The organism is Massilia mucilaginosa (genome assembly GCF_011682145.1).
Taxonomy (GTDB): Bacteria; Pseudomonadota; Gammaproteobacteria; order Burkholderiales; family Burkholderiaceae_D; genus Telluria_A; species Telluria_A mucilaginosa.
On record NZ_WHJH01000002.1, the window covers coordinates 180787 to 204873 of the forward strand.

The window sequence follows — 24087 nt, forward strand, 5'->3', positions numbered from 1 at the left end:
GTGAGCACCATGTCCGATCCAAAAAAGCCGAACAACCTCCGCACGGGCCTGATCATCGGCGCGCTGGCGGTATTTTTCTTCTCGATGGTTTTCATCAAACGTATTTGGCTGTGAGCTGACGTGGCAAACGAACAATCCGGCATGTTGAAACTGAATCGCGCGATGCTCGGCAAGCTGCTGGTCGTCGCGGTGTTGATGTTTGGTTTCGGCTACGCCCTGATCCCCGTGTACAAGCACATGTGCGAACTGCTCGGGATCAACGTCCTGACCCAGACCGATGGCACGGTGACGTACGACAAGAATACCCAGATCGACCAGTCGCGCAAGATCACGATCGAGTTCGACGGCAACTCGCAGGGTCCGTGGCGTTTCCGCCCGACCAAGCGTTCGGTCGAAGTCCATCCGGGCGAACTGACCACCGTGATGTACGAAGTGGTCAATACGCAAAACCGCACCGTGCAGGCGCAGGCGATTCCGAGCTTCGCGCCGCAACTGGTGATGCAGCACTTTAAGAAAGTCGAGTGCTTCTGCTTCAAGCAGCAGACCTTGCAGGCGAACGAGGCCAAGCAGATGCCGGTGGTGTTCTACATCGATCCGGCCCTGCCGCGCGACGTCAAGACGATGACGCTCTCGTACACGTTCTTTGAAATTGCCGGTACCCAGGCCGTGGCGGCGAAGTAAGGCCGCCATGACCGACAAGCACCAGGCTCCCGAACGCAATGCGTCGTTCGGCGCCACCATGAAAGCGGTGTTCTGGTCTTTCCTGGGCATCCGCAAGCGCAGCGATTACGAAAAAGATTCGGCCAGCCTGAATCCGGTGCATGTGGTTATTGCCGGATTGATTGGGGTGATGTTGTTCATCGGCGTGCTGGTGGCATTGGTGAAGTTTGCCGTGTCGTAAGCCGGCCGCTGGATTCAAGTTTTACAAAATTAGCAATAAATTCACCGCATACAGTTTGATTTAGGAGATGAAGATGAGTTCACCACACGCCGCCGCACCGCATTATTTCGTGCCAGGCCCGTCCAAATGGCCAATGGCCGCCGGCTTGTCGCTGCTCGTGACTATGATCGGCGCCTCGGCCTGGGTCAATGATCTGTCGTGGGGCCCGGCATTGAATATCGCCGGCATCCTGGCGACCCTGCTGGTCTTCTACTTCTGGTTCGGCGACGCCATCGGCGAATCCGAAGCCGGCCAGTACAGCAAGCGCATCGACCTGTCGTACCGCTGGTCGATGAGCTGGTTCATCTTCTCGGAAGTCATGTTCTTCGGCGCCTTCTTCGGCGCGCTGTTCTACGCGCGCACCATCACCACGCCGTGGCTGGGCGACCTCGATCACAAGATCATCTGGCCTGATTTCGCAGCCCAGTGGGGCGGCGCCAGCCCGGCCGGCACCATCGACAGCTTCACGACCATGGGTCCGTTCCCGATCCCGACCATCAACACCTGCCTGCTGCTGCTGTCGGGCGTGACCCTGACCATTTCGCACCACGCCCTGCGCGCCGGCCACCGTGCCAAGACCGCGTTCTGGCTGGCCGCGACCATCTTGCTCGGTTTTGTCTTCATGGGTTTCCAGGCTTACGAGTACATGCACGCTTACAGCGACCTGAACCTGAAACTGACCTCGGGCATCTACGGTTCGATCTTCTATCTGCTGACCGGCTTCCACGGTTTCCACGTGACGCTCGGCGCGATCATGCTGTCGGTGATCCTGTACCGCGTCATGAAGGGCCACTTCACCGCCGACAACCACTTCGGCTTCGAAGGCGCGGCCTGGTACTGGCACTTTGTCGACGTCGTCTGGCTCGGCCTGTACGTCGTCGTCTACTGGCTGTAATGGCGGCAAGCGGGAGGGTGCGCCCTCCGGCAGGTTTGACATGAGAAAAACCGGGGACAGTCCACCAAGCGGTGGCCTGTCCCCGGTTTTTTGCGGCTGGGGTATAACCTTGCCGGGCGCAGGGTCGCCCGTTCCAGGGTGGGCAGCGCCTCAGCGGATGCCGGTCGGCGCGATCCAGCCCATCTTGTAGCTGCCCAGCAGCATCAGGAACAGGGTGATCGACAAGCCCACGCGCAGCGCCAGCGCGTGCACCGTGCGGTTGCTTTTGCCCTTGTCGCGCATCAGGAAGAACAGGGCCGAGCCCAGGCTGCCGAGGATCAGGATGAAGGCAAAGGCGACGAGGATTTTCATAATGAGCGCGAATTTTTTGAGTAAGGCACCATTGTAATGCGTATCGGCTTCCGTTTTCGGGCGATTCCCTTCGTGGCGACCGTGCTGCTGGTGGCCCTCGGCATCGTGCTGGGGCGCTGGCAGGATGGCCGCGCCGCCGGGAAAATCGCCCTGCAGCAGGCCATCACGGAACGCGCCGGCGCCGCCCCGCTGGTGCTCGGCGCGGCCCCGCTGACGCCGGCGCAGGTCGACCTGCGCCCGGTGACGGTGAGCGGGACTTTTGTGCGCGAGTGGCCGCTGTTCTTGAACAACCGGCCGCAGGAAGGCAAGGCCGGCTTCTACCTGGTCATGCCGCTGCGCATCGACGGCACCGATACCCATGTGCTGGTGGCGCGCGGCTGGCTGCCGCGCTACACCGGCCAGTTCGACCGCTTGCCGGAATTCGATACGCCGTCCGGCACGGTGACCGTCAGCGGCCTGGCGCGATCGGGCATGGGCAAGGTGATGCAACTGGGCACGGCGACGCCGGTGGCGCCGAAAGCCATCCTGCAAAACCTGACCCCGGACCAGTTTGCGCAAGCGAGCCGCCTGACGGTCCAACCGTTCTTTATCGAACAAAGCGGCCCGGCGCCGGCCGGCGACAAGCTGGTGCGCAACTGGCCGGCCCCCTCCCTGAATGTGGAAAAACACCAGGGTTATGCATTTCAATGGTACGCGCTGGCGGTCATGGCGCTGCTCTTTTTCGTGATTACAGGATTTCGACGTGGAACAAAACAAAACGACTAAAGCAAGTCAATGGAGCGGCCGCTGGAAACTGCTGGCCGTGGTCTTCGTGTGCGCGGCGCCGATGCTGTTTTCCTACCTGACCTATTACGTGATCAAGCCGACCGGGCGCACCAACTACGGCACCCTGATCGAGCCGCAAAAGCACCCGATCCCGGCCGCCATGGGCGCCACCACGCTCGACGGCAAGCCGATCGCGCTCGACGCTTACAAGGGCAAATGGATCATGCTGCAGGTCGGCCCGGGCGAGTGCGCCCAGGCCTGCCGCGACCAGCTGGTCGCCATGCGCCAGCTGCGCCTGATGCAGGGCAAGGAAATGGAGCGCATCGAGCGCGTCTGGCTGATCACCGACGCCACCCCGATCGACACCATGCTGATGCGCGTGGTCGACGGCACCCGCATGCTGCGCGTGCCGGCCGCCAGCGTCACATCCTGGCTGCCGGTCGAGCCGGGTGGCAATATTGCCGACCACACTTACCTGATCGACCCGCGCGGCCACCTGATGATGCGCTTCCCCAAGAATCCGGAGCCGTCCAAGGTCAAGAAAGACATGTACAAGCTGCTCAAAGCGTCCGCGATCGGCTAAGCGATGCAGCTCTCGTCCATGGTGCAACTGGGCCTGACCGGCCTGCTGGCGGCCTGCCTGCCGCTGTCGATGGTGTGGATGTCGTCCGACCCGAACAAATACCGCAAGCTGGTCTGGATCACGGTCTTTCTCACGTTCGACCTGATCGTGTTCGGCGCCTTCACGCGCCTGACCGATTCGGGCCTCGGCTGCCCGGACTGGCCGGGCTGCTACGGCGCCGCCAATCCCTTCCTGGCGCACGCCGAGATCATCAAAGCCGAAACCCTGATGCCGAGCGGACCGGTGACCGTCGTCAAGGCCTGGATCGAAATGATCCACCGCTACCTGGCGATGGGCATTGGCGTGCTGATCATGGCGCTGATGGCGACCGCCTGGGTGCAGTGGCGCAAGACCCGCCGCGCCGAATACGCGCCGGCGCTGCCGACCATGCTGTTCGTGTTCGTGCTGGTGCAGGGCGCTTTCGGCGCCTGGACTGTCACGCTCAAGCTGCAACCGGTGATCGTCACCATCCACCTGCTGCTGGGGATGGGATTGCTGTCGATGCTGGTGTGGCTGGGCGCGCGCCAGAATCGCGCCAGCGCGCTGGCGCACGGACGCTTTACTGCGCCGGACGCGGTCGACGCCACGGCGCCGCCGAGCAGGCTGGGGCGCCTGGCGCTGGCGGCGGCCGTGGTGCTGACCGTGCAGATCGCCCTGGGCGGGTGGGTGAGTACCAACTACGCCACCCTGGCCTGCACCGATTTCCCGCTGTGTAACGGCAAACTCGTGCCCGAGATGGACTTCGAGCACGGTTTCCACCTGTGGCGCGAGCTGGGCAAGACCGCGGCCGGCCACTACCTGCCGTTCTCGGCCCTGACCGCGATCCACTGGGTGCACCGCAACTTCGCCTTCGTGGTGCTGGCGGTGCTGGGCCTGGCGGCCTGGCGCGCGCGCGCGCATCCCGGCGCGGGACGCCATGCGCGCGCGATCGGCATCGTGCTCGCGCTGCAGGCCGCGAGCGGAATCGCCACCGTCTATTTGAACTTTCCACTGACCATCGCCGTGCTGCATAACGCCGGCGCGGCGCTGCTGGTGCTGATGGTGACCATGTTAAACTACAAGATCAAGTACCCCTCCGGACCGGTACTGCAAGCAAGCCACCCACAATGACAACCCAGACCGCAACCCATAAATCCGCCAACCGCGCCGCCCAGTACTGGGCGCTGACCAAACCGAGAGTGACCCAGTTGGCCGTATTCTGCGCGGTGATCGGCATGCTGCTGGCCACCGAGGGCATGCCCGACTGGCGCATCCTGCTGCCGGCCACGATCGGCATCTGGCTGCTGGCCGGGGCCGCGTTCGCCGTCAACTGCCTGGTCGAGGCCGAGATCGACGCGCGCATGGCGCGCACCGCGCGCCGCGCCACCGCCATGGGCGAACTGAGCAAGACCCAGACCCTGGTTTTTTCCGCCATCATCGGCGGCGCCGGCATGGCCGTGCTGTATCTGCTGGTCAATCCGCTGACCATGTGGCTGACCTTTGTGACCTTTGTCGGCTACGCGGTCATCTACACCATGATCCTGAAACCGGCCACGCCGCAGAACATCGTCATCGGCGGCCTGTCGGGCGCGATGCCGCCGGCGCTCGGCTGGGCGGCGGTCGCCAACGATGTCCCGATGCAAGCCTGGCTGCTGGTGCTGATCATTTTCCTGTGGACCCCGCCGCACTTCTGGGCGCTGGCCATGTACCGGCGCGACGATTACGCCCGCTCCGGCCTGCCGATGCTGCCGGTCACGCACGGCATGAACTTCACCGGCTTCCATGTCTGGCTGTACTCGATCGCGCTGGCCGCCACCACGCTGCTGCCGTACGCGGTGCGCATGAGCGGGCACATCTACCTGGGATCGGCGGTGCTGCTCAATGCCGTGTTCCTGTGGCATGGCTGGCAGGTGTACCGCCACTATTCCGACCAGGTCGCCCGCAAGGCCTTCACCTGGTCCATCATTTACCTGTCGCTGCTGTTTGCCGCGCTGCTGCTCGACCACTACATCAAATTATGATCAAAAAACTGCTCGCCCTGTGCACCTTGTCGATCGTCCTGAGCGCCTGCGACAAGGTGGCCACGCCGCCCACGCCGCCGAGTTTCCAGAACACCGACCTGACCGGTCTCGACTACGCGCGCGACTTCGCCTTGACCGACCACAACGGCAAGGCGCGCACCCTGGCCGACTTCAAGGGCAAGGTGGTGGTGATGTTCTTCGGCTTCACCCAGTGTCCCGACGTGTGCCCGACCACCATGGCCGAGATGGCCGCGGTGATGAAGGAACTCGGTCCCCAGGCCGACAAGGTGCAGGTGCTGTTCGTCACCGTCGACCCGGAACGCGACACCCAGCAACTGCTGGCGCAGTACGTGCCGGCCTTCGATCCGCGCTTCCTGGGCCTGTATGGCGACCTTGACGCGACCGCCAAGGTGGCCAAGGAATTCAAGGTCTTCTATGCCAAGGTCAAGGGCAAGACCGAAGGCAGCTATTCGATGGACCATACCGCCGCCAGCTACGTGTTCGACCGCAACGGCAAGATCCGCCTGTTCGTGCGTCACGGCAAGGGGCCGGCGCCGATCGTGCACGATATCAAGCAACTGCTGAACTGATCCACTACGCTGATCCGCCACACTGACCTGACTGGGTGACCATGGACCAAGAGCGCGCCGGCAAGAATTACGCATACATGGGCGCGATCGCGCTGCTCACCATCGGTTGCCTGTACGTCCTGCGGCCGTTCCTGGCGGCGATCCTGTTCGCCGCCGCCATTGTCATTTCCTCCTGGCCGATCTACCTGTACGTGCTGGCGCGCATGCGCGGACGGCGCACCCTGGCCGCGCTGACGCTCACCCTGACCCTGACCTTCCTGGTGATCCTGCCGATCGCGCTGGTGGCCTACAACCTGGCCGACGATGTGGGGCGCTTCTACGAGCAGTTGAAGGCCGCGGTCGCCACCGGGCACGTCGAGCCGCCGGCCTGGCTGCGCCAGATTCCGCTGGTGGGCGAGACGCTGTACAGCTACGTGGGCAACCTGGTGTCGAGCCGCGAGCAGATGATGGTGCTGGCCCAGCGCCTGCTTGAACCGGCGCGCCACTACCTGCTGGGCGGCGGCATCGTGCTGGGCACCGGCGTCGCGCAGATGAGCCTGGCGGCCTTCGTCAGCTTCTTCCTGTACCGCGACGGCCATACCTTGCTGGTCGCCATCGGCGTGGCCATGCAAAGGATCATCGGCGAGCGCGCCGAGCGCATCGCCACCACCGTCAGCCAGACCGTGCGCGGGGTGATGTACGGCTTGCTGGGTACGGCGCTGGCGCAGGCCGTGGTGGCCGCGATCGGATTCGTGATCGCCGGCGTGCCCGGCGTGCCGCTGCTGGCCGTGGCCACCTTCGTGATGTCGCTGGTGCCGGTCGGCCCGCCGATCATCTGGGGCGGGGCGGCGATCTGGCTGTTCAACCAGGGCCAGACCGGCTGGGGTATCTTCATGGTGGTGTGGGGTCTGGTGCTGATCAGCGGGGTGGACAACGTGGTCAAGCCGATGCTGATCAGCCGCGGCAGCAGCCTGCCGTTCCTGCTGGTGTTGCTGGGGGTCTTGGGCGGGGTGCTGGCGTTCGGTTTTGTCGGGCTGTTCATCGGGCCGACCTTGCTGGCGGTGGGGTATTCGCTGATGCGCGAGTGGACTGGCATCGAGCCGGCTGTCGTCAACGATATTTAAATGGTGGACATCAGAGCCGCCACCATGGCCGACCTGGAATTGCTGGCCGCGCTCGATACCGTGGCGGTTTGCGACCCTGGGCGCCGTGCTCAGATCAGACAGTGGATCGAGAGCGGAACGTGCCATGTGGCGCGCATCGGCGATTCGGTCGGCGCCTATGGCGTCCTGGGATACCATTTTTTCGGTAACGGGTTCATTGAGATGGTCATGGTAGGCGAACGTTTTCGCCGCCATGGCTTGGGGATGGCGCTTGTGCGTTTTTTCCAGGCGCGCTGTACGACACCGAAACTCTTTGCGTCGACAAACCTGTCCAACCTGCGCATGCAAGAACTGCTCAAGTCGGCCGGTTTTCGACCCAGCGGATTCATCGACAATCTGGATGACAACGATCCGGAAATCGTGTTCTTTTCACGCTCCGTATAACATATCCACCACCGGTGTCAGGTCTGACATTCGGACACGGACCCGGCTATATTTCCAAATGCCGAGTCTGGGAGGTGGCAGAACAGAAGAGCTCGTGTCCGAATGTCAGACCAGACACCAGCTGTAGGACACCGGCTTTAAAGAAGAGCCCGTGTCCGAATGTCAGACCTGACACCGGCTGTTGTCAGAATGTCAGACCTGACACCGACTGTTGTCAGTCCTGCTCGTCCAGATCGGGCGTGCGTTGCACTTGCGGAATCACCTTGATCAGCACGATGCGCGGGCCATTCATTTTCTTGACCACGATGTCGAAGTGCGGGAATTCGATGCGCTGGCCCTGCTTGGGTATGTCGCCCAGCTTGACCATCAGCAAACCACCAACCGATTCGACTTCATCCAGGCCCAGGGTCTCGTTGTCGATATCGATCCCCAGAATCCGTTCCAGCGAGAAGATCGGCAGGCTGGCCTTGCCGATCAGCGTGCCGTCCGGCTGGCGCAGCCAGTCGTTCTCGTTGAGGCGGAATTCGTCGCGGATTTCACCGACCATGGCGCCGAGCAAGTTGTCGAGGGTGATGAAGCCGACCGGGCGCTTGCCCTTTTCGCCAATCAGCGCAAAGTGCGGCGCGCCGTCGCGGAAGCGGCGGAACATCTGCTGCGCCGGCGTGCGCGCCGACATCGTCTCGACCGGGCGCAAAAACTGGGTCAGATCCTTGATCTGGCGTCCGGCCTGCTGGGCAAAGAACAGGTCTTTCAGGTGGATCACGCCGAGCACGTCTTCGCCATTGGTGTCGAAGTACGGGTAGCGGCTGAAGCGGTTCCTCACCACGGTCTGCAAGTTTTCTTCCATCGATTTGCTGGCGTGCAGGGCAATGACTTCGTTGATCGGACGCATCAGGTCGGCCACCGACAGCTGGCTGAAGTCGAGCGACTGGGCCAGGATGTGGCGCTCGTCGCGGGTGAATTTTTCGCCCGGCTGGCTGGTGCGCAAAATCAGCTTGAGTTCTTCGGTCGAGTAATGGGCATCGTGCCCGCCCTTGCCGGACAGGCCCGCCAGGCGCAGCACCATGTTCGCGCTGCCGTTGAGCACGTAGATGGCCGGGTACATCGACCAGTAGAAGATATACAGCGCCGGCGCGGTCCACAGGCCGACCACTTCCGGATTGCGGATCGCCAGCGATTTCGGCGCCAGTTCACCCACCACGATGTGCAGGAAGGAAATCACGCTGAAGGCCACCACGAACGAGACCGTGTGGATGATTTTCTCGGATTCGACGCCGATCATGCCGAACACCGGCTCGAGGATGCTGGCAAAGGCCGGCTCGCCGACCCAGCCCAGGCCGAGCGAGGCCAGGGTAATACCTAACTGGCAGGCCGACAGGTAGGCGTCCAGCTGGCCGTGGACCTTGCCCAGCAGGCGCCCGCGCACCCCCTGGCTCTTGGCAATCGCGCGCACGCGGGTTTTTCGGAGGGTGACAATGCCGAATTCGGCAGCCACGAAAAAGCCATTGAGCGCGACCAGGAACAGGGCGAGCAAGACCAGTAAGGCATTTTGCATAAAGAGTTGGGTTAGCTTTTCGCTTAGGTCAAAGGACCGGGATGGTCATTGTACCGTTCATGGCGTGCTGAACACACCTTGATGTACTGCGGAAAGGATCGCTTCGACCGCGGGATGCTTGATTTTACGCTCGTTCGAGATGGCATAGACGTGCTCGCGCACCTGCGGCACGTGGCCGGCCAGCACCGCGCCGAACTGGTCGGCCAGATCGCCGGCCAGCGCCGCCGGCGCGAAAAACAGGCCCGCCCCGCGCCGTCCGAAGGTGTTGAGCAGGGCGTTGTCTTCGAATTCGCCGACCACGTCCGGCCGCACATTGTGCAGCTCGAACCATTCGTCGATCCGCCCGCGCAGGGCGTTGTTGCGGGTGGGCAGCAGGAACGGGGCACCGTTCAGGCTGCCCGGGAAGCCCTCGGAGTAGGCCCCGGCCAGGGCCGGCGTGCCGACCACGATGGTGTCGCTTTCGAACAGCATGTGGCTGAACACGCGCAAGGTGGTGCCCGAGCGCACCGCGCGGTCGGTCAGCACCACGTCCAGCTTGTGCAGAGCCAGGTCGGCCAGCAGGGCTTCGAACTGGTCCTCAAAGCAGACCAGGCGCACCGGCGTGGCCAGGTGCAGGGTCGCTTCGAGCAGGCGGAAGGCGGTCAGCTTCGGCAGCGAGTCGGAAATGCCGACCGTGAGCCGGGTGCGCCCGCTGTCGGCTTCCCCAAGCGCTTCCTGCAATTGTTCGCCCAGCAGGAAGATCTGGTCGGCGTACGCCAGCGCCAGCCGTCCGGCCTCGGTCAGCACCAGGCCGCGGCCCTGCTGCATGAAGAGCGACTTGCCGATCGACTGCTCCAGCTGGCTGAGCTGGGTGCTGATGGTCTGGATCGCCAGTCCCAGCCGTTCGGCGGCGCGCGTCACGCCGCCTTCCTTGGCCACCACCCAGAAGTAGTACAGGTGGCGAAAATTCATCCCGGTATTTTTCATGCTTCGGTTTTTCAGAAGTAATGCTCCGATTATCTCCTATTTTTAAAAATGTTGCTTACGGATACACTCCCTGTATCAACAATAACAAATGAGGGAAATCAATACATGAAGCATTTCAGAATTTCATTTCTAGTCACCTTCGTCTGCCTTGCGGTGGCCGGCTGGTGGGGCTACTCGCACCATGGCATCGGCGGCATGTTCTCGGCGCTGGGCGTGGCGGCCATTTTGGGCATCATGGAGGTGTCGCTGTCCTTCGATAACGCGGTCGTGAACGCTTCGGTGCTCAAGACCTGGGATGACTACTGGCAAAAGCTGTTCCTCGGCGTCGGTATCATCATCGCCGTGTTCGGTATGCGTTTGCTGTTCCCGCTGGTGATCGTGGCGCAAGCTGCCGACTTGGGCATTATCGAAGTATGGAACCTGGCACTGTCCGATCCGAAAGCCTACTCGGCTCACCTGACGGCCCACCATGCGGAAGTGGCGGCCTTTGGCGGTATGTTCCTGTTGCTGGTGTTCCTGAACTTCCTGCTGGATGATGAAAAAGAAACCCACTGGTTGGGCAGCCTGGAAGAAAAGCTCGGCGCGCTCGGTAAAGTCGGCTCGATTTCGGTGATGATTGCCCTCGGTACCTTGATGGCCAGCATGACGATGGTCGCCGAAGCGCAAAAGATGGTCGTGCTGATGGCCGGTCTGTGGGGTATCCTGATTTACGTCGGTGTCGACACGATCAGCAGCCTGCTCGAAGGCGATGATGCCGAAGGCAGCAATGTCGGCGACATGGTCAAGCGCGGCGGTATCGGTGGCTTCCTGTACCTGGAAGTGCTGGACGCATCGTTCTCTTTCGACGGCGTGATCGGCGCGTTTGCGATCACCACCGACGTCGTGATCATCATGCTGGGCCTGGCGATCGGTGCCATGTTCGTGCGCTCGATGACGGTGTTTTTGGTCAAGAAGGGCACGCTGGACGAATTCGTGTACCTGGAGCACGGCGCACACTATGCGATCGGTATCCTGGCGCTGATTATGTTGGCAAGCATGAAGTTCCATGTGCCTGAAATCTTCACCGGCCTGATTGGCGTGGCCTTTATCGTCGCCTCGCTGTGGTCGTCGGTGCAGCACAAGAAACAGCAGCTGCTTGCGTAACTCGCGTTACCAAGCCCTGCGTAATACAACGGCGGCAAACTGACGAACACCAGTTTGCCGCGTCATTCCCCGGTGTTCATTGTTTTAATAACTTTTGGAGAATAAAGTATGCCTATCAGCTTGCAAAAAGGCGGTAACGTCAACCTGAGTAAAGAAGCACCTGGCCTGACCAAGATGATCGTCGGCCTCGGCTGGGACACGCGCGCCACCGACGGCAGCGCATTCGACCTGGACGGTGCTGTGTTCCTGCTGAACGCCAGCGGCAAGGTCCGTTCCGACGCCGACTTCATTTTCTACAACAACCTGAAATCGGCTGACGGCTCGATCACCCACTCGGGCGACAACAAAACCGGCGATGGCGATGGCGACGACGAAAGCGTGACCATCGACTTGGCCAACGTGCCGGCCGATATCGACAAGGTCGTGCTGGCCGTGACGATTCACGATGCCGAGACACGCCGCCAGAACTTCGGTATGGTATCGAAAGCGTTCGTCCGTTGCGTCAACGCCGCCGGCAACGCCGAAATCGCCCGCTACGACCTGTCGGAAGACGGCTCGACGGAAGCGGCCATGATCTTCGGTGAAGTCTACCGCGCTGGCGCCGACTGGAAATTCCGCGCCATCGGCCAGGGCTTCCAGGGCGGCCTGGGCCCCCTGGCAACGAGCTACGGCGTCAACGTTTAACCTTTTTTGCGGCGGCCCGCGCAGCGACATTCGTCTGCGGCGCGGGTCGCCAACAAGGAGTCAACATGCCAGTTTTTACCGTCACAGGCGATATCGATCCTTTCCTGCACGTCTCGATGACGCGCGGCGACACGATTTACTGCGAGTCGGGTGCGATGGTCATGATGGAGTCGGCGCTTGACCTCAAGGGCAAGATGCAGGGCGGCATCGGCAGCGCGCTGATGCGGCGCTTCGCCAACGGCGAATCGTTCTTCCAGCAGCACATCGAAGCGGTGCGCGGCGATGGCGATTGCCTGCTCTCGCCGACCCTGCCGGGCGCGATGCAGATCATCGACGTCGGCCAGCGCCAGTACCTGCTCAGCGACGGCGCCTTTGTGGCCGCCAGCGCCAGGGTCGAACTCAAGGTGCGCACGCAAAGTCTCGGCAATGCGCTGTTCGCCGACAGCGGCGGCTTTTTCGTGACCGAAACCAGCGGCAATGGCCAGGTGGTCGTGTCCGGTTTCGGCTCGATGCATGAGCTGATGGTCGAGAAGGGCAAGGACATCACGATCGACAATTCGCACGTGGTCGCCTGGGACAGCAGCCTGCAATACGCGCCGAGCATCACCACCGGCACCAGCGGCGGCTTTTTCGGCAATCTGATCAACAGCCAGACCAGCGGGGAGGGCATCGTGCTACGCTTCTCCGGCAATGGCAAAGTCTATATTTGTTCGCGCAACCGTGCCTCGTTCCAAGCCTGGGCGGCAGGCGGCGCGCGCTAACACCAAGGAGTCATACCATGTCAGTCAATCTGCAAAAAGGCCAGAAAATTTCTCTGGATAAAGAAGCCGGCAGCACCCTGACCCGCATCACCATGGGTCTGGGGTGGGATGCCATCAAGACCAAGGGCCTGTTCGGCTTTGGCGGCAAGACCCAGTCGGTCGATCTGGACGCATCCTGCCTGTTGTTCGACGAGAGCGGCAGCCCGGTCGATGTGGTCTGGTTCCGCCAGCTCAAGAGCAAGGATGGCAGCATCGTGCACACGGGCGACAACCGCACCGGCGCCGGCGACGGCGACGACGAGCAGATCCTGGTCGACCTGACGGCGGTGCCGGCCAGCGTCAAGTCGCTGGTGTTTACCGTGAACAGCTTCACGGGCCAGAATTTCGCGCAAGTCGAAAACGCCTACTGCCGCATCATCAACGGTGCCGACCAGAAGGAAGTGGCGCGCTTCAACCTGTCGGTGCAGGGCGAGCACACGGCCCAGATCATGGCCAAGCTGTACCGCCATGGCGGCGAGTGGAAGATGCACGCGATCGGCGAAAACGGCAGCGGCCGTACCTTCGACGAGCTGATGCCGAAGATCACGCCGCACCTGTAATTGTTTGCGCCGGCCGCCCGGCCGGCGCGCCAGCAGCGCCCTGCACCCATCCCCTCGTCATGCGATGCGGGTTTTTTGGGGCGGGGCGCTTTTTTTGTGCCTTGATGAAGTGCCCGCTGCTAGAATTCGCCTCATAAAGCAAGCGAGGAATACCCCGCGGTGCGACCCTCTTCATTGCAAAGCGTTGTATGAATCTTCACAAGCCCGGCGCGCACGTCGAGCCGGAGCGGCCGGCGGCCGCTGCCGCCATCGCTCCGCGCTGCCTCTCGATCGATCTCGAAGTGGGCCTGAAAGACGGCCTGATCCACCAGTTCGCCGCCGTGCGCGGCGATACCGGCGCGGCCTTCGTCTTCACCAAAGGCAATTTGCAGCACGCGCTGGCGCAGCTCGACGACTTCGCCGACCCGGTCGCCTTTCTGCTCGGCCACAACCTGATCGAATTCGACGCACCGCACCTGGCCGCTTGCGCGCCGCAACTGCGCCTGCTCCAGCTGCCGATGGTCGACACCTTGCGCCTGAACCCGCTCGCCTTTCCGCGCCACCCCTACCATCATCTGGTCAAGCACTACAAGCACGGCCAGCTCCAGCGCGGCGCCCTCAACGACCCCGAGCGCGACGCCCGCCTGACGCTCCAGGTGTTCGCCGACCAGCTGGCCGCCCTGCGCGAGACGCACGACAGCGCGCCCGACCTGCTGCTGGCCTGGCACTGGCTCGCCACCAGCGCCGCCACCCTGTCCGGTCTCAATTCCCTGTTCATGATGGTGCGCCGCCAGGCACGCCCGCTTGACGCCGATGCCATCGCCGCCATCCTGCGCCGCCTGGACGGCCAGGCCTGCCTGAACCAGGCACGCGCCATCGCCGCCGACGCGCCCGCCCTCGGCTGGGCGCTGGCCTACGCGCTGGCCTGGCTCTCGGTGGCCGGCGCCAGCTCGGTCATGCCGCCCTGGGTGCGCCACCAGTTCCCGCAGGCGGCGCAACTGGTGCGGCGCCTGCGCGATACCGCCTGCGCCGACCCGGGCTGCGCCTGGTGCAGAGCGCGCCACGACCCGCTATCGGAACTCAAACGCTGGTTCGGCTTCGACGCCTTCCGCGCCGAACCGTGCGACGCCAACGGGCGCCCCCTGCAGGAAGCGATCGTCGACGCGGCCATGCGCGGACGCCACGTGCTCGGCATCCTCCCGACCGGCACCGGAAAATCGCTGTGCTACCAGATTCCGGCGCTGTCGCGCTACGACAAGACCGGCGCGCTGACGGTCGTCATTTCGCCGCTGGTGGCGCTCATGGCCGACCAGGTGGCCGGCCTGGAAGCGCGCGGCATCGGCTGCGCGGTGGCGATCAACGGCCTGCTCTCGATTCCCGAACGGGCCGCCGCGCTGGACCGGGTGCGCCTGGGCGACGCCGGCATCGTCATCGTCTCGCCCGAGCAATTGCGCAGCCCGGGCGTGCGGCGCGTCCTGGAACAGCGCGAGATCGGCGCCTGGGTGCTCGACGAAGCGCACTGCATCTCGAAATGGGGCCACGACTTCCGTCCCGACTACCGCTACGTCGGGCGCTTTATCCGCGAACGGGCCGGGGAGGGGGCCATTGCCCCGGTGCTGTGCCTGACCGCCACCGCCAAGCCGGACGTGGTGGCCGACATGCTGGCCCACTTCCGCGACAAGGTCGGCATCGACCTGACTGTGCTCGACGGCGGCGCGCGGCGCGTCAACCTGTCGTTCTCGGTGGTGCCCACCACCCAGGCCGAAAAATTCGCGCACATTCACCAGCTGCTCGACGCCGAACTGCCTGCGCACGCGCCCGGCGGCGCCATCGTCTACTGCGCCACCAAAAAGCAGACCGAGGAAATCGCCGCCTTCCTGCGCCAGAAAGAGGTGAGCGCCGCGCACTTCCATGCGGGCCTGCGCGGGCGCGACAAAAAAGACCGCCAGCAAGCCTTCATCGGCGGCGAGCTCAAAGTCATCGTCGCCACCAACGCCTTCGGCATGGGCATCGACAAGCCCGACGTGCGCCTGGTGATCCACGCCGATATTCCGGGTTCGCTCGAAAACTACCTGCAGGAAGCCGGCCGTGCCGGGCGCGATTGCGGCGCCGCCCAGTGCGTGCTGCTCTACACCGTGGAAGACGTGGAGCGCCAGTTCGCCATGTCGGCCCGTTCGCGTCTGTCGCAGCAGGATATCCAGGTGGTGCTCAAGGCGATCAAGCGGCTCGAGCGCAAAAAACACGGCGACGCCGACATCGTCGCCACCGCCGGCGAGATCCTGACCGAAGACGCCGACGGCGACTTTGCGCGCGACTCCGCCACCGACGACACCCGTGTGCGCACCGCCATCGCCTGGCTGGAAGAAGCCAGACTCCTCACGCGCGAAGAAAACCAGGTACAGATCTTCCCATCCTCGCTGCGCGTGGCCACGCTCGACCAGGCGCGCGAAAAGCTGGCCGCCTACCCCTTGTTCCAGGAGCACCGCAGCGCCTTGCTGGCATTGGTGGAGGCCCTGATCGGGGCCGACCCCGACCAGGGCATCTCCACCGACGACTTGATGAACGCCTCCGGCCTGTCGGCCGAGAAGGTGCGCGCCGCGCTGTATGAGCTGGAGCAGTACAAGATCGCCAGCAACGACACCGCGCTGACCGCCTTTGTGCACGTGGCGGTCGAGATGTCGTCCAAGCGCCTGTTCGAGCAAAGCTGCGCGCTTGAAGAAGCGCTGCTGGCGGCCATGCGCGAAGGCGCGCCCGATTTGGCCAAGGGCGGCTCGTCAGTGCTGCACCTGCGCCACGCCAGCTCGCGCCTGAAAGACGCGGGCCTGGCCTGGGCCCTGCCCGACCAGCTGCTGCGCATCGTGCGCAGCATCGCCAACGACGGCCATGGCGACGATGGCGTGGGCAGTTTCAGCGTGCGCCAGCTCGACCCCGAAAACGTGCAGGTCACGTTGCAGCGCAACTGGAACCAGGTCGCCGGCACCGCCGCCCTGCGCCGCGACGGCGCAGGCGCGCTGCTGGAGCACCTGCTCGCCAGCCTGGCGCCCGGTGCGCGTGGCAACGACCAGCTGGCCAGCACCACGCTTGGCCGGCTGCTGGCCGCCATCGAAGGCGACCTGGAACTGGCGGGGCGTGCCAAATCGTGCCCCAGGCTGGTCGACCGCAGCCTGCTGTGGCTGCATGAACAGGGCGTGATCCGCCTGAACAAGGGCATGGCGGTGTTCCGCCCGGCGATGACGATCCGCCTCGCGCCCGAGCGGCGCGGCTTCTACAAGGCCGACTACGCGCCGCTCGAACTGCACTATGGCGAACAGGTGGTGCAGATCCACGTCATGGCCGAATATGTGCAGCGCGGCCTGCAAAAGATGGCCGACGCGCTCAAACTGGCGATGGATTACTTCAGCATGGAGCGCAAGCAGTTTCTGGCCGAATGGCTGCCCGCGCGCGAAAAGGAACTGGAACGCCAGACCACGCCGGCCTCGTGGCGCGCGCTTGTCGACAGCCTGGGCAACAGCGCCCAGCAGCGCATTGTCGCCGACGACCGTGATCGCACCAACGTGCTGGCGCTGGCCGGTCCCGGCTCGGGCAAGACGCGCGTGCTGGTGCACCGCATCGCTTACCTGGTGCGGGTGCGGCGCGAAAATCCGCGCGCCATCCTGGTATTGACCTACAACCGCCACGCCGCTGTCGAAATCCGGCGCCGCCTGGCCGCCCTGATCGGGCGCGACGCCGCGGGCGTGATCGTGCTGACCTGCCACGCGCTGGCGATGCGCCTGGCCGGCATCAGCTTGAGCAAACGCCTCGGCGCCGACGACGAGCTGCTCAGGCTAGTCATTCCGCAAGCAGTGGCGCTGTTGAACGGAACCGGCCTGGCGCCGCAGGAAGCGGACGAGCAGCGCGACCGCCTGCTGGGCGCCTTCCGGGCGATTCTGGTGGACGAATACCAGGACATCGGACCCGACCAGTACGCGCTCATTTCCGCGCTGGCGGGGCGCAACAGCGCCGACGAGGATGCGCGCCTGTCCCTGTTCGCGGTCGGCGACGACGACCAGAACATCTACGCCTTCAACGGCGCTTCGGTCGACTTCATCCGCCGCTTCGAACAAGACTACAGCGCCAGGCCGGCCTACCTGACCGAGAACTACCGCTCGACGCGGCACATCATCGATTGCGCCAACCTGGTCATCGCGCCGGCCGGGGCGCGCATGAAAAGCGCGAATCCGATCGGCATCGACCGCGCCCGCAGCAAGTTCGACGCGGGCGGCGCATGGCAGGCGCGCGATGCCGTCGCGCGCGGCCGCGTGCAGATCATCGACGCCGGCGTGGACGACGCCAGCCAGGCGCTGGCCATCATGGCCGAACTGCAGCGCCTCGCCGCGCTCGATCCCGGCTGGGACTGGGCTGGCGTGGCGCTCATCGCGCGCGAATGGAAAACCCTGGAACCGGTGCGTACCTTCTGCATGATGAATGCCATCCCGGTGCAGCTGGCCAACGAGGAAACCGCGCAGTTCTGGCGCCTGCGCGAAACCCAGGCGCTGGCGCGCTGGCTGCGCCAGGACGCCGGTGCGCTGGCCGACACTGCGGCCATCGAGGCCTGGCTCGACACCCAGCCGCCCGGCATCTGGCTTGCCCTGCTGCGCCAGGCGGTGCAGGAATACGCGCTTGAAACGGGCGGCGCCGAACTGCCGGTGGCGCACTTCATCGAGTGGCTGGCCGAGTGGGGCCGCGAGGCGCGCCGGCGCCAGGGCGGTTTGCTGCTGCTGACGGCGCACCGCGCCAAGGGGCTGGAGTTCGATCACGTCGCCGTGGCCGATGGCCACTGGACTGCGCTGGGCGAAAACGACGACGCCGATGCGCCGCGCCGCCTGTACTACGTGGCCATGACGCGCGCGCGCCAGACCCTGACGCTGGCGCGCTTTGCGCCATCGCGCAACCGTCCGGCGAGCCTGCTCGACGCACTGGCCGACGCCCCATGCCTGCTGCGCCGGGCGCCTGTGGCGATGGCAGCTGCGCCGGTCGCGCTGCGGCGCCGCTATCTCCAGATCACGCTGCAGGATGTCGACATCGGCTTCGTCGGCCGGATGGCGTTGGGCGACCCGGTCCACCGCGCCATCGCCGCGCTGCGCATCGACGATCCGCTGCAGTTGCGCGAACGTGAAACCAAGTGGGAACTGGTGACAGCAGATGGCGTAGTGGTGGGGCAGCTGGCAAGGTCGTTCAAACCGCCGCGGCATCTGCGCTGGAGTGCCGGCCGGGTTGCGGCCATCCTTGTACGCCGGGCCGACGACGACGAGACCGAGTACCGCCGCCTGTCCCGCTGCGAGCAATGGGAAGTGGTGCTACCCGAACTCGTCTTCGACATCTGACCCCATCGCCCACCACCCACCGCCGGTGTCAGGTCTGACATTCGGACACGGCCTCTGCTGTAATGCGCACTGCGCGCATGATTACCGCCGGTGCCAGGGCCGGTGCCAGGTCTGACAGGGCCGGTGCCAGGTCTGACAAACGGACACGGCCTCTGCAGTGAGGCCTTGAGCATGCATCGACACTGTCCAGCCCGTGACGAAATGTTAATACATGACACAAAATAAGACACAAAAAATGCATGGGTGCCGTGGCATCGTCGCTATAATGAATATTTTTGCAACATTAAAGGACTAAAAATGTTTCGTTATCTTGCGTGCGCAGCAACGGCCTTCCTGTTTCTTTCCCCGGCCCAGGCGGCCCTGCAATCCTATGACTGGAGTTTCACTGGCGGCTTCTCCTATCCCGGCCTTGATGGATTTCCCCGCGACACCACGCTCAGGGGCACTTTCACGGTGGACGACCTGAACGCCGACGGCAAGTTCGACAAATTCGAATTGCAGTCGCTTTCCTATTTCGGCCACGAATATACGAACTGTGCCGAGTGCACAATCGACAGCTTCTTGTGGGTACCGGGCAGTGCACCGCAGTTCGACATTTCCCGTTCAAACTATACTGGACCGTTCTATTATTCCTACTCCTTACGCACGGGGGGCAGTTTCCGCGACTCCGGAGGCGTCTATGGTGAAGGCGCGCCTTACAGCGGCGGTGGTGACTGGACCCCGAACGTCACCTGGAAAGTGAGCGCCGTGCCCGAACCGCAAACCTGGCTGATGCTGGGCGCGGGTCTGTTGGCCATTGGCGCTGCCGTACGCCGCCGCAAGGCTGGTTGAGCCATCCGGGCGCACTTGAAGAAGTTGCCGGCGCAATCCGGCAACCGGGTAACGCGACCGTGCGCTGCTGGCCGAACGCGTTAGCGGTGCAGCGTCGCCCTCCCTGGTAAATCCGAACCCGCCGCCAGATCTGGCTTTCCGTGGGTTCGCCCCGCCTTCTGCTGCACGCGTGCGACAGAAGCGCCCCGTCAGACCTGACACCAAACAAGAAGATTGCCGGAAACACTTGACCGGGCCGTTTTCTCCGCATACTGTATTACTCAATTAATACAGTAGATTGATATGACGATCCCTTTAGCCCATCTGTTCTCGATCGCCACCGGGTCATCCGAGCCGATCTACCGCCAACTGGCGGACCAGGCACGGCGCCTGATCGCCGGCGGCCAGCTCGCTCCCGGCGATGCCATGCCGTCCGTGCGCGAAGTTGCGCTTGCCCTGGCGGTCAATCCCATGACGGTCTCTAAAGCCTGGGGTTTGCTCGAAACCGAAGGCGTGCTCACGCGCCGGCGCGGTCTTGGCATGACGGTGGCCGAAGCGCCGCCGTCCGGCCACAGCCTGGCGCAACGCGCCCAGTTGCTGCGCCCGACCCTGGAACGCGCCGCGCTCGAAGCGCGCCAGCTCGAACTCGATCCCGAGACCGTCCTCGCCTTGTTCACCCAGATAATGAAAGACACCCCATGAGCGCTCCCATCCTGCACGCCTCGTCGCTGACCAAGCACTTCGGCGCCCAGCCGGTCCTCAACGCGCTCGACTGGCAGGTGCGGCCGGGCCAGGTGATCGGCCTGCTGGGCCGTAACGGCGCCGGCAAGTCGACCCTGCTCGAATGCCTGCTCGGCCTGCGCGAGAGCGATGGCGGCACGGTCACCGCCTTCGGCGAAGCCGTCGGCGACCTGTCGTCCGCCACGCGCGCGCGCATCGGCTACGTGCCGCAGGCGAGCGATCTGTTCGCGTGGATGACGGCTCGGCAGATGCTGGCCTACTTCGAAGCACTGTACCCGCGCTGGAACGGCGAGCGCGTCGCGCAGCTGCTGGCGCGCTGGGGCTTCGATGGGCTCATGTGCGGTAAGCCGATCAGCAAGCTGTCGGGTGGCGAAAAGCAGCGCCTGTCGATCATCCGCGCGCTGGCGCACGACCCGGAACTGCTGGTGCTGGCCGCTTGCGCGACCTGGCTGCTGCCTGCCTCGGCACTGCTGGTGCTGGCCGCTTGCGCGACCTGGCTGCTGCCTGCCTCGGCACTGCAGTATGCCGCCCTGAGCGGCAGGTTCGACAACGCCACCTGGTGCGTGCTCGGCGCCGTCAGCTTGCTGGCCGGCGCCGCCTGGGCGCGCCATTGCTGGGTGCGCATGGTGAAGGCGCCGGCGGCCTTTCCGGCCGGCCGCCTGCTTGCCTAGTTCGCGCGTTTCTGCACCAGCGCGCTGCCGACGCCGTGGCGTTTGCCTTCGCTCACGGCCGTCACGCTGCCGTCGGCATGGAACACGATGGCGTTGGCCGCGCCGATTTCTTGCGGCTTGGCGGCCCATTTGTAGCCCAGCTTTTCCAGGGCCAGCGCCTGCGCGCTGCCGGCAAAGCCCGGTTCGATCCCGGTGGCCGCATCGTTGCGCTGGCTCAGGCGCGGGGCGTTGATGGCCTTGTCCATCGGCATGCCGAAGTCGATGTGGTTGACGATGGTTTGCAGCACGGTGGTGATGATGGTGGCGCCGCCCGGGCTGCCGACCGTAAACGCCGGCTTGCCGTTCCTGAACGCGATGGTCGGCGCCATGCTGCTGCGCGGACGCTTGCCCGCTTCCGGCACGTTGGGGTGCGGGCCGCTGAAGTCGAAATCGGTCATTTCGTTATTGAGCAGGAAGCCGTAGCCGGGCACCACGATGCCGCTGCCGCCCCACGATTCGATGGTGAAGGTGTAGGCGACGATATTGCCTTCCTTGTCGGACACGGCCAGGTGAGTGGTGTGGGCATTCTCGGCCAGCAGGCGCGCCGCCTGCGGACGCTGCGGCACGCTGGGGTCGTTCTGGAACGGGTACGGGTCGCCCGCCAGCACCTTGGGACCGGCGCGCTCGGCGTTCATCTGGGCGCGCCGGCGCGCCGCGTATTCCTTGCTGAGCAGGCCCGCCACCGGCGCGTCGACATACTCGGGATCGGCCAGGTAGGCATTGCGGTCGGCGAAGGACAGCCGGCTCGCTTCCATATACAGATGTTCGGCGCTGGCGCGCGGCAGCGCCTTGAGGTTGTAGCCTTCGAGCAGGTTGAGCGCTTCGCCGATGGCAATCCCGCCGCTGCTCGGCAAGGGCATGCCGACAATTTCGTAGCCGCGGTAGGTGGTCCTGACCGGCTGGCGGATGCGCGCTTCGTAGTTGGCCAGGTCGGCCATGGTCATCGCCCCGGCACGCACGCGCACCCCGGCCGCCACCGGCGGCCTGGCCACGGCGTCGACGATGGCGCGCGCGATCGGTCCCTGGTAAAAGGCTTTCGGGCCCTGCGCGGCAAGTTCGCGGTAAGCCTTGGCCAGGCCGGGATTTTTCAGCACCGTGCCGAGCGCCAGCGGCTTGCCGTCTTTTAAGAACAGGGCGCTGCTGCTGGCAAACAGCTGGAATTTTTTCTGGTTCTCGGTGCTGAGGCGATGGAAGTTTTCGCTCACCGGAAAGCCCCTGGTGGCGACGCCGATGGCGGGCGCGAGCACCTGCTTGAACGACATGGTGCCGTAGCGGCTCAGCGCTTCGTGCCAGCCGCGCACGGTGCCGGGCACGCCGACCGAGGCGCCGCTGGCGATGGTCGTATCGAGCTCGCTCTCCTTGCCGTTGTCGTGGAAGACGGCGGGGCCGACCTTGCCTGGCGCCGTTTCGCGATGCTCGACCGTGATCACGCGCTTGTCCTTGGCCAGGTAAATCATCATGAAGCCACCGCCGCCGATGCCGCAGCTGTAGGGATCGGTCACGCCGAGGGTGGCGGCCGCCGCGACGGCGGCGTCGACCGCATTGCCGCCCTTGTCGAGGATTGCCATGGCCGACTGCGAGGCCTGTTCGCTGATGGTGGCGACCGCGCCGCCGGTACCGCTGGCCACCGGGGTCCCGGCATGGCCTGCGGGAATGATCAGGACGATGGTGCAGGCGAGGGCGAAGCGGCGGGCGGCGTGGCGCATAGGGCGTTATGGGCTTTCGGTGGCAGGTTGGCTGATGGTCAGGCGCACCGCGGACGGCGGGGCCGGCGGCGCATTGGTCGGGCGCGGTGGCGGCGGGGTGGTGGCCAGGGCGATCACCAGGTCCGGCCGCTGCACCGAGATGTAGGTCGGCTCGGCCGGTTCCAGGGTGAATGGCTCTACGCCAACGGGAAAGATCAGGGTGAAGTGGTAGACGATCTTGCCGGCCGTGATGCACACCACGTCGGGCGGGCAGCGGCTGTCGTCGACCCGCTCGAAACGCAGGACGGTGTCCGGCGCCAAGGTCGTGCTGGTTTGCGGCAACAAGGCCACGGTCTGGTTGCGCTTGTGTTGCATCGGCGGTTCCTTCGTTGGCGCGGCGGTGCAGCCGGTAAACACACAGGCGGCGGCGATCGCGAATAGCAGCTTGTTCATGATGGGCTCCTCAGTAGTGGGAAAGCCGATCATAGATCATATCAATTTCGCCACTGTGTGGCCGCGCAATTGACGAGCCGGCGCGCGCTGGCCTTGCGATGGGTAAACGCCAGGCCAGCCGGGGGGCTCGGGAAATTACACCGATGCCGCGCCGTCTTGCAGGCGGCGGCGGGTGCGCCGGGTCAGGCCGATCACGGCCAGGCCGAGCGCCAGCATGGCGTAGGTTTCCGGTTCCGGCACGGCGCTGGTGTAGACCGTCAGGGTCGGGTTCAGCAGGGTCAGGCCGGCAAACGAATCCTGGCTGCGCAGCACGCCATCGGGCGTGGTCCAGGTGGCCGGCATGGCGAACACGGTCATGCTGCCGTTCAGGGACATGGTCATTTCCTTGAGCATCGTGTTGCCGGAGCTGAACACGAAGGCGTCGTTTCCATTGAGCAGATTCACCTGGCGGTTGCTGTTGCCGCTCCAGGTGTTGTCGCCGCTGGCGAACAGGCTGACCGAACCGCGGTTGCTGGCGCTGCCGGCACCGGCCAGGCCGCCCGGCGGCACGGCGGCGTCGAGCGTGCCGACGAAGGTGGCCGAGAAGGAATAGCCGGTGATCAGGTAGCCCGAGCGCGCGGCGAAGCTCACGTCGCCCGAGTAGCCGTTGCCGTCGGCATCGCTGCTCATGACGGCCATGCTGTCGGCAAAATCGCTGAAGCGGATGGTGGCCGCGCCGCCGGTATCGGAGACCAGCACATCGGCCACGTTCGAATCAGGGTTGCTGAAAGTGAAGGTTTTAGCTTCGATGACGGTCGGTGCCGCGACTGCGCTTGCGGACGCGAAAGCCAGCGCGACTGCACCCATCTGCAATGTAAACAAGTTCATTGGTCCCATTCCTTTTCAAGTCTTCACATCGATGAACGCCCCACGGCGTTTTCAAGTTGCCATCATAATCGAGGGCTTCTTG

General features: G+C 64.4%; 24 protein-coding genes. 18 read left to right on the plus strand and 6 right to left on the minus strand.

Translation table 11 applies throughout. From position 1 onward, the window contains the following. The first annotated feature begins 141 nt into the window (after nucleotides 1-141). The 3 genes from F2P45_RS03295 (at nucleotide 142) to F2P45_RS03305 (ending at nucleotide 1835) form a co-directional block, all read left to right on the plus strand. On the plus strand, nucleotides 142-681 hold the full coding sequence (locus tag F2P45_RS03295) for a cytochrome c oxidase assembly protein (protein ID WP_166870506.1): 540 nt from the start codon (nucleotides 142-144) through the stop codon (nucleotides 679-681). Nucleotides 682-688: 7 nt separating this feature from the next. Then, nucleotides 689-901: a DUF2970 domain-containing protein gene (locus tag F2P45_RS03300; protein ID WP_166870508.1), complete on the plus strand. Its 213-nt coding sequence runs from the start codon at nucleotides 689-691 to the stop codon at nucleotides 899-901. 73 nt (nucleotides 902-974) lie between these two features. Next, complete coding sequence (locus F2P45_RS03305) at nucleotides 975-1835, plus strand: cytochrome c oxidase subunit 3 (RefSeq protein WP_166870510.1); 861 nt, start codon at nucleotides 975-977, stop codon at nucleotides 1833-1835. Nucleotides 1836-1985: 150 nt separating this feature from the next. Here the strand turns inward: F2P45_RS03305 and F2P45_RS03310 are convergent, their stop codons facing one another. Next, a complete protein-coding gene (locus F2P45_RS03310) occupies nucleotides 1986-2186 on the minus strand; it encodes a twin transmembrane helix small protein (RefSeq protein ID WP_166870512.1) in 201 nt (66 codons plus the stop codon). Nucleotides 2187-2222: 36 nt separating this feature from the next. Between F2P45_RS03310 and F2P45_RS03315 the strand changes: the two genes are divergently transcribed. The 7 genes from F2P45_RS03315 to F2P45_RS03345 are packed head-to-tail and all read left to right on the plus strand — an operon-like array spanning nucleotide 2223 to nucleotide 7689. After that, the gene (locus F2P45_RS03315; protein ID WP_166870514.1) at nucleotides 2223-2951 is read left to right on the plus strand and encodes an SURF1 family protein; all 729 of its coding nucleotides are present in this window, start codon (nucleotides 2223-2225) and stop codon (nucleotides 2949-2951) included. Further along, the gene (locus tag F2P45_RS03320; protein ID WP_166870515.1) at nucleotides 2929-3534 is read left to right on the plus strand and encodes an SCO family protein; all 606 of its coding nucleotides are present in this window, start codon (nucleotides 2929-2931) and stop codon (nucleotides 3532-3534) included. Before F2P45_RS03315 ends, F2P45_RS03320 begins: the two co-directional genes overlap by 23 nt. 3 nt (nucleotides 3535-3537) lie before the next feature. Continuing rightward, nucleotides 3538-4683 carry a COX15/CtaA family protein gene (locus F2P45_RS03325; RefSeq protein ID WP_166870517.1) on the plus strand — a complete coding sequence of 382 codons (1146 nt, stop codon included), beginning with the start codon at nucleotides 3538-3540 and terminating at the stop codon, nucleotides 4681-4683. Beyond that, the gene (gene cyoE, locus F2P45_RS03330; RefSeq protein WP_166870519.1) at nucleotides 4680-5573 is read left to right on the plus strand and encodes a heme o synthase; all 894 of its coding nucleotides are present in this window, start codon (nucleotides 4680-4682) and stop codon (nucleotides 5571-5573) included. Before F2P45_RS03325 ends, cyoE begins: the two co-directional genes overlap by 4 nt. Continuing rightward, a complete protein-coding gene (locus F2P45_RS03335; protein WP_166870521.1) occupies nucleotides 5570-6163 on the plus strand; it encodes an SCO family protein in 594 nt (197 codons plus the stop codon). The genes cyoE and F2P45_RS03335 overlap by 4 nt, the downstream gene beginning before the upstream one ends. Nucleotides 6164-6204: 41 nt before the next feature. Next, nucleotides 6205-7266 carry an AI-2E family transporter gene (locus tag F2P45_RS03340; protein ID WP_166870523.1) on the plus strand — a complete coding sequence of 354 codons (1062 nt, stop codon included), beginning with the start codon at nucleotides 6205-6207 and terminating at the stop codon, nucleotides 7264-7266. Beyond that, nucleotides 7267-7689 carry a GNAT family N-acetyltransferase gene (locus tag F2P45_RS03345; RefSeq protein WP_188130070.1) on the plus strand — a complete coding sequence of 141 codons (423 nt, stop codon included), beginning with the start codon at nucleotides 7267-7269 and terminating at the stop codon, nucleotides 7687-7689. 214 nt (nucleotides 7690-7903) lie between these two features. On the opposite strand, the gene F2P45_RS03350 is transcribed toward F2P45_RS03345, so the two are convergent. Further along, the gene (locus tag F2P45_RS03350) at nucleotides 7904-9244 is read right to left on the minus strand and encodes a hemolysin family protein (protein ID WP_166870525.1); all 1341 of its coding nucleotides are present in this window, start codon (nucleotides 9242-9244) and stop codon (nucleotides 7904-7906) included. Between the two features lie 57 nt (nucleotides 9245-9301). Beyond that, complete coding sequence (locus tag F2P45_RS03355) at nucleotides 9302-10210, minus strand: LysR family transcriptional regulator (RefSeq protein WP_166870527.1); 909 nt, start codon at nucleotides 10208-10210, stop codon at nucleotides 9302-9304. Between the two features lie 105 nt (nucleotides 10211-10315). On the opposite strand from F2P45_RS03355, the gene F2P45_RS03360 reads away from it, so the two are divergent. From F2P45_RS03360 to F2P45_RS03395, 8 genes are all read left to right on the plus strand, one after another. Then, nucleotides 10316-11353 (plus strand): DUF475 domain-containing protein, encoded by a 1038-nt coding sequence (locus tag F2P45_RS03360; protein ID WP_166870529.1) that lies wholly within the window; start codon nucleotides 10316-10318, stop codon nucleotides 11351-11353. Nucleotides 11354-11461: 108 nt separating this feature from the next. After that, nucleotides 11462-12037: a TerD family protein gene (locus F2P45_RS03365; RefSeq protein WP_166870531.1), complete on the plus strand. Its 576-nt coding sequence runs from the start codon at nucleotides 11462-11464 to the stop codon at nucleotides 12035-12037. Nucleotides 12038-12102: 65 nt separating this feature from the next. Further along, nucleotides 12103-12798, plus strand: a complete 696-nt coding sequence (locus F2P45_RS03370) for a TIGR00266 family protein (RefSeq protein WP_166870533.1) — start codon at nucleotides 12103-12105, stop codon at nucleotides 12796-12798. Between the two features lie 17 nt (nucleotides 12799-12815). Further along, complete coding sequence (locus F2P45_RS03375) at nucleotides 12816-13397, plus strand: TerD family protein (RefSeq protein WP_166870535.1); 582 nt, start codon at nucleotides 12816-12818, stop codon at nucleotides 13395-13397. Nucleotides 13398-13585: 188 nt separating this feature from the next. Beyond that, nucleotides 13586-18739 (plus strand): RecQ family ATP-dependent DNA helicase, encoded by a 5154-nt coding sequence (locus tag F2P45_RS03380; protein ID WP_166870537.1) that lies wholly within the window; start codon nucleotides 13586-13588, stop codon nucleotides 18737-18739. A 297-nt stretch (nucleotides 18740-19036) separates the two neighbouring features. After that, nucleotides 19037-19570 (plus strand): PEP-CTERM sorting domain-containing protein, encoded by a 534-nt coding sequence (locus F2P45_RS03385; protein WP_166870539.1) that lies wholly within the window; start codon nucleotides 19037-19039, stop codon nucleotides 19568-19570. Nucleotides 19571-19852: 282 nt separating this feature from the next. Continuing rightward, entirely contained in the window at nucleotides 19853-20251 is a 399-nt protein-coding gene (locus F2P45_RS03390) for a GntR family transcriptional regulator (protein ID WP_187367133.1), read from the plus strand. Continuing rightward, complete coding sequence (locus F2P45_RS03395) at nucleotides 20248-20961, plus strand: ABC transporter ATP-binding protein (protein WP_166870541.1); 714 nt, start codon at nucleotides 20248-20250, stop codon at nucleotides 20959-20961. The genes F2P45_RS03390 and F2P45_RS03395 overlap by 4 nt, the downstream gene beginning before the upstream one ends. On the opposite strand, the gene ggt is transcribed toward F2P45_RS03395, so the two are convergent. The 3 genes from ggt to F2P45_RS03410 form a co-directional block, all read right to left on the minus strand. Beyond that, nucleotides 20958-22706, minus strand: coding sequence for a gamma-glutamyltransferase (ggt, locus tag F2P45_RS03400; protein ID WP_166870543.1), 1749 nt, complete (start codon nucleotides 22704-22706; stop codon nucleotides 20958-20960). The two genes, F2P45_RS03395 and ggt, sit on opposite strands and share 4 nt — an antisense overlap. Before the next feature lie 6 nt (nucleotides 22707-22712). Then, complete coding sequence (locus F2P45_RS03405) at nucleotides 22713-23138, minus strand: hypothetical protein (RefSeq protein ID WP_166870545.1); 426 nt, start codon at nucleotides 23136-23138, stop codon at nucleotides 22713-22715. A gap of 135 nt (nucleotides 23139-23273) precedes the next feature. Further along, nucleotides 23274-24005: a PEP-CTERM sorting domain-containing protein gene (locus F2P45_RS03410; RefSeq protein WP_166870547.1), complete on the minus strand. Its 732-nt coding sequence runs from the start codon at nucleotides 24003-24005 to the stop codon at nucleotides 23274-23276. Nucleotides 24006-24087: the final 82 nt, after the last annotated feature.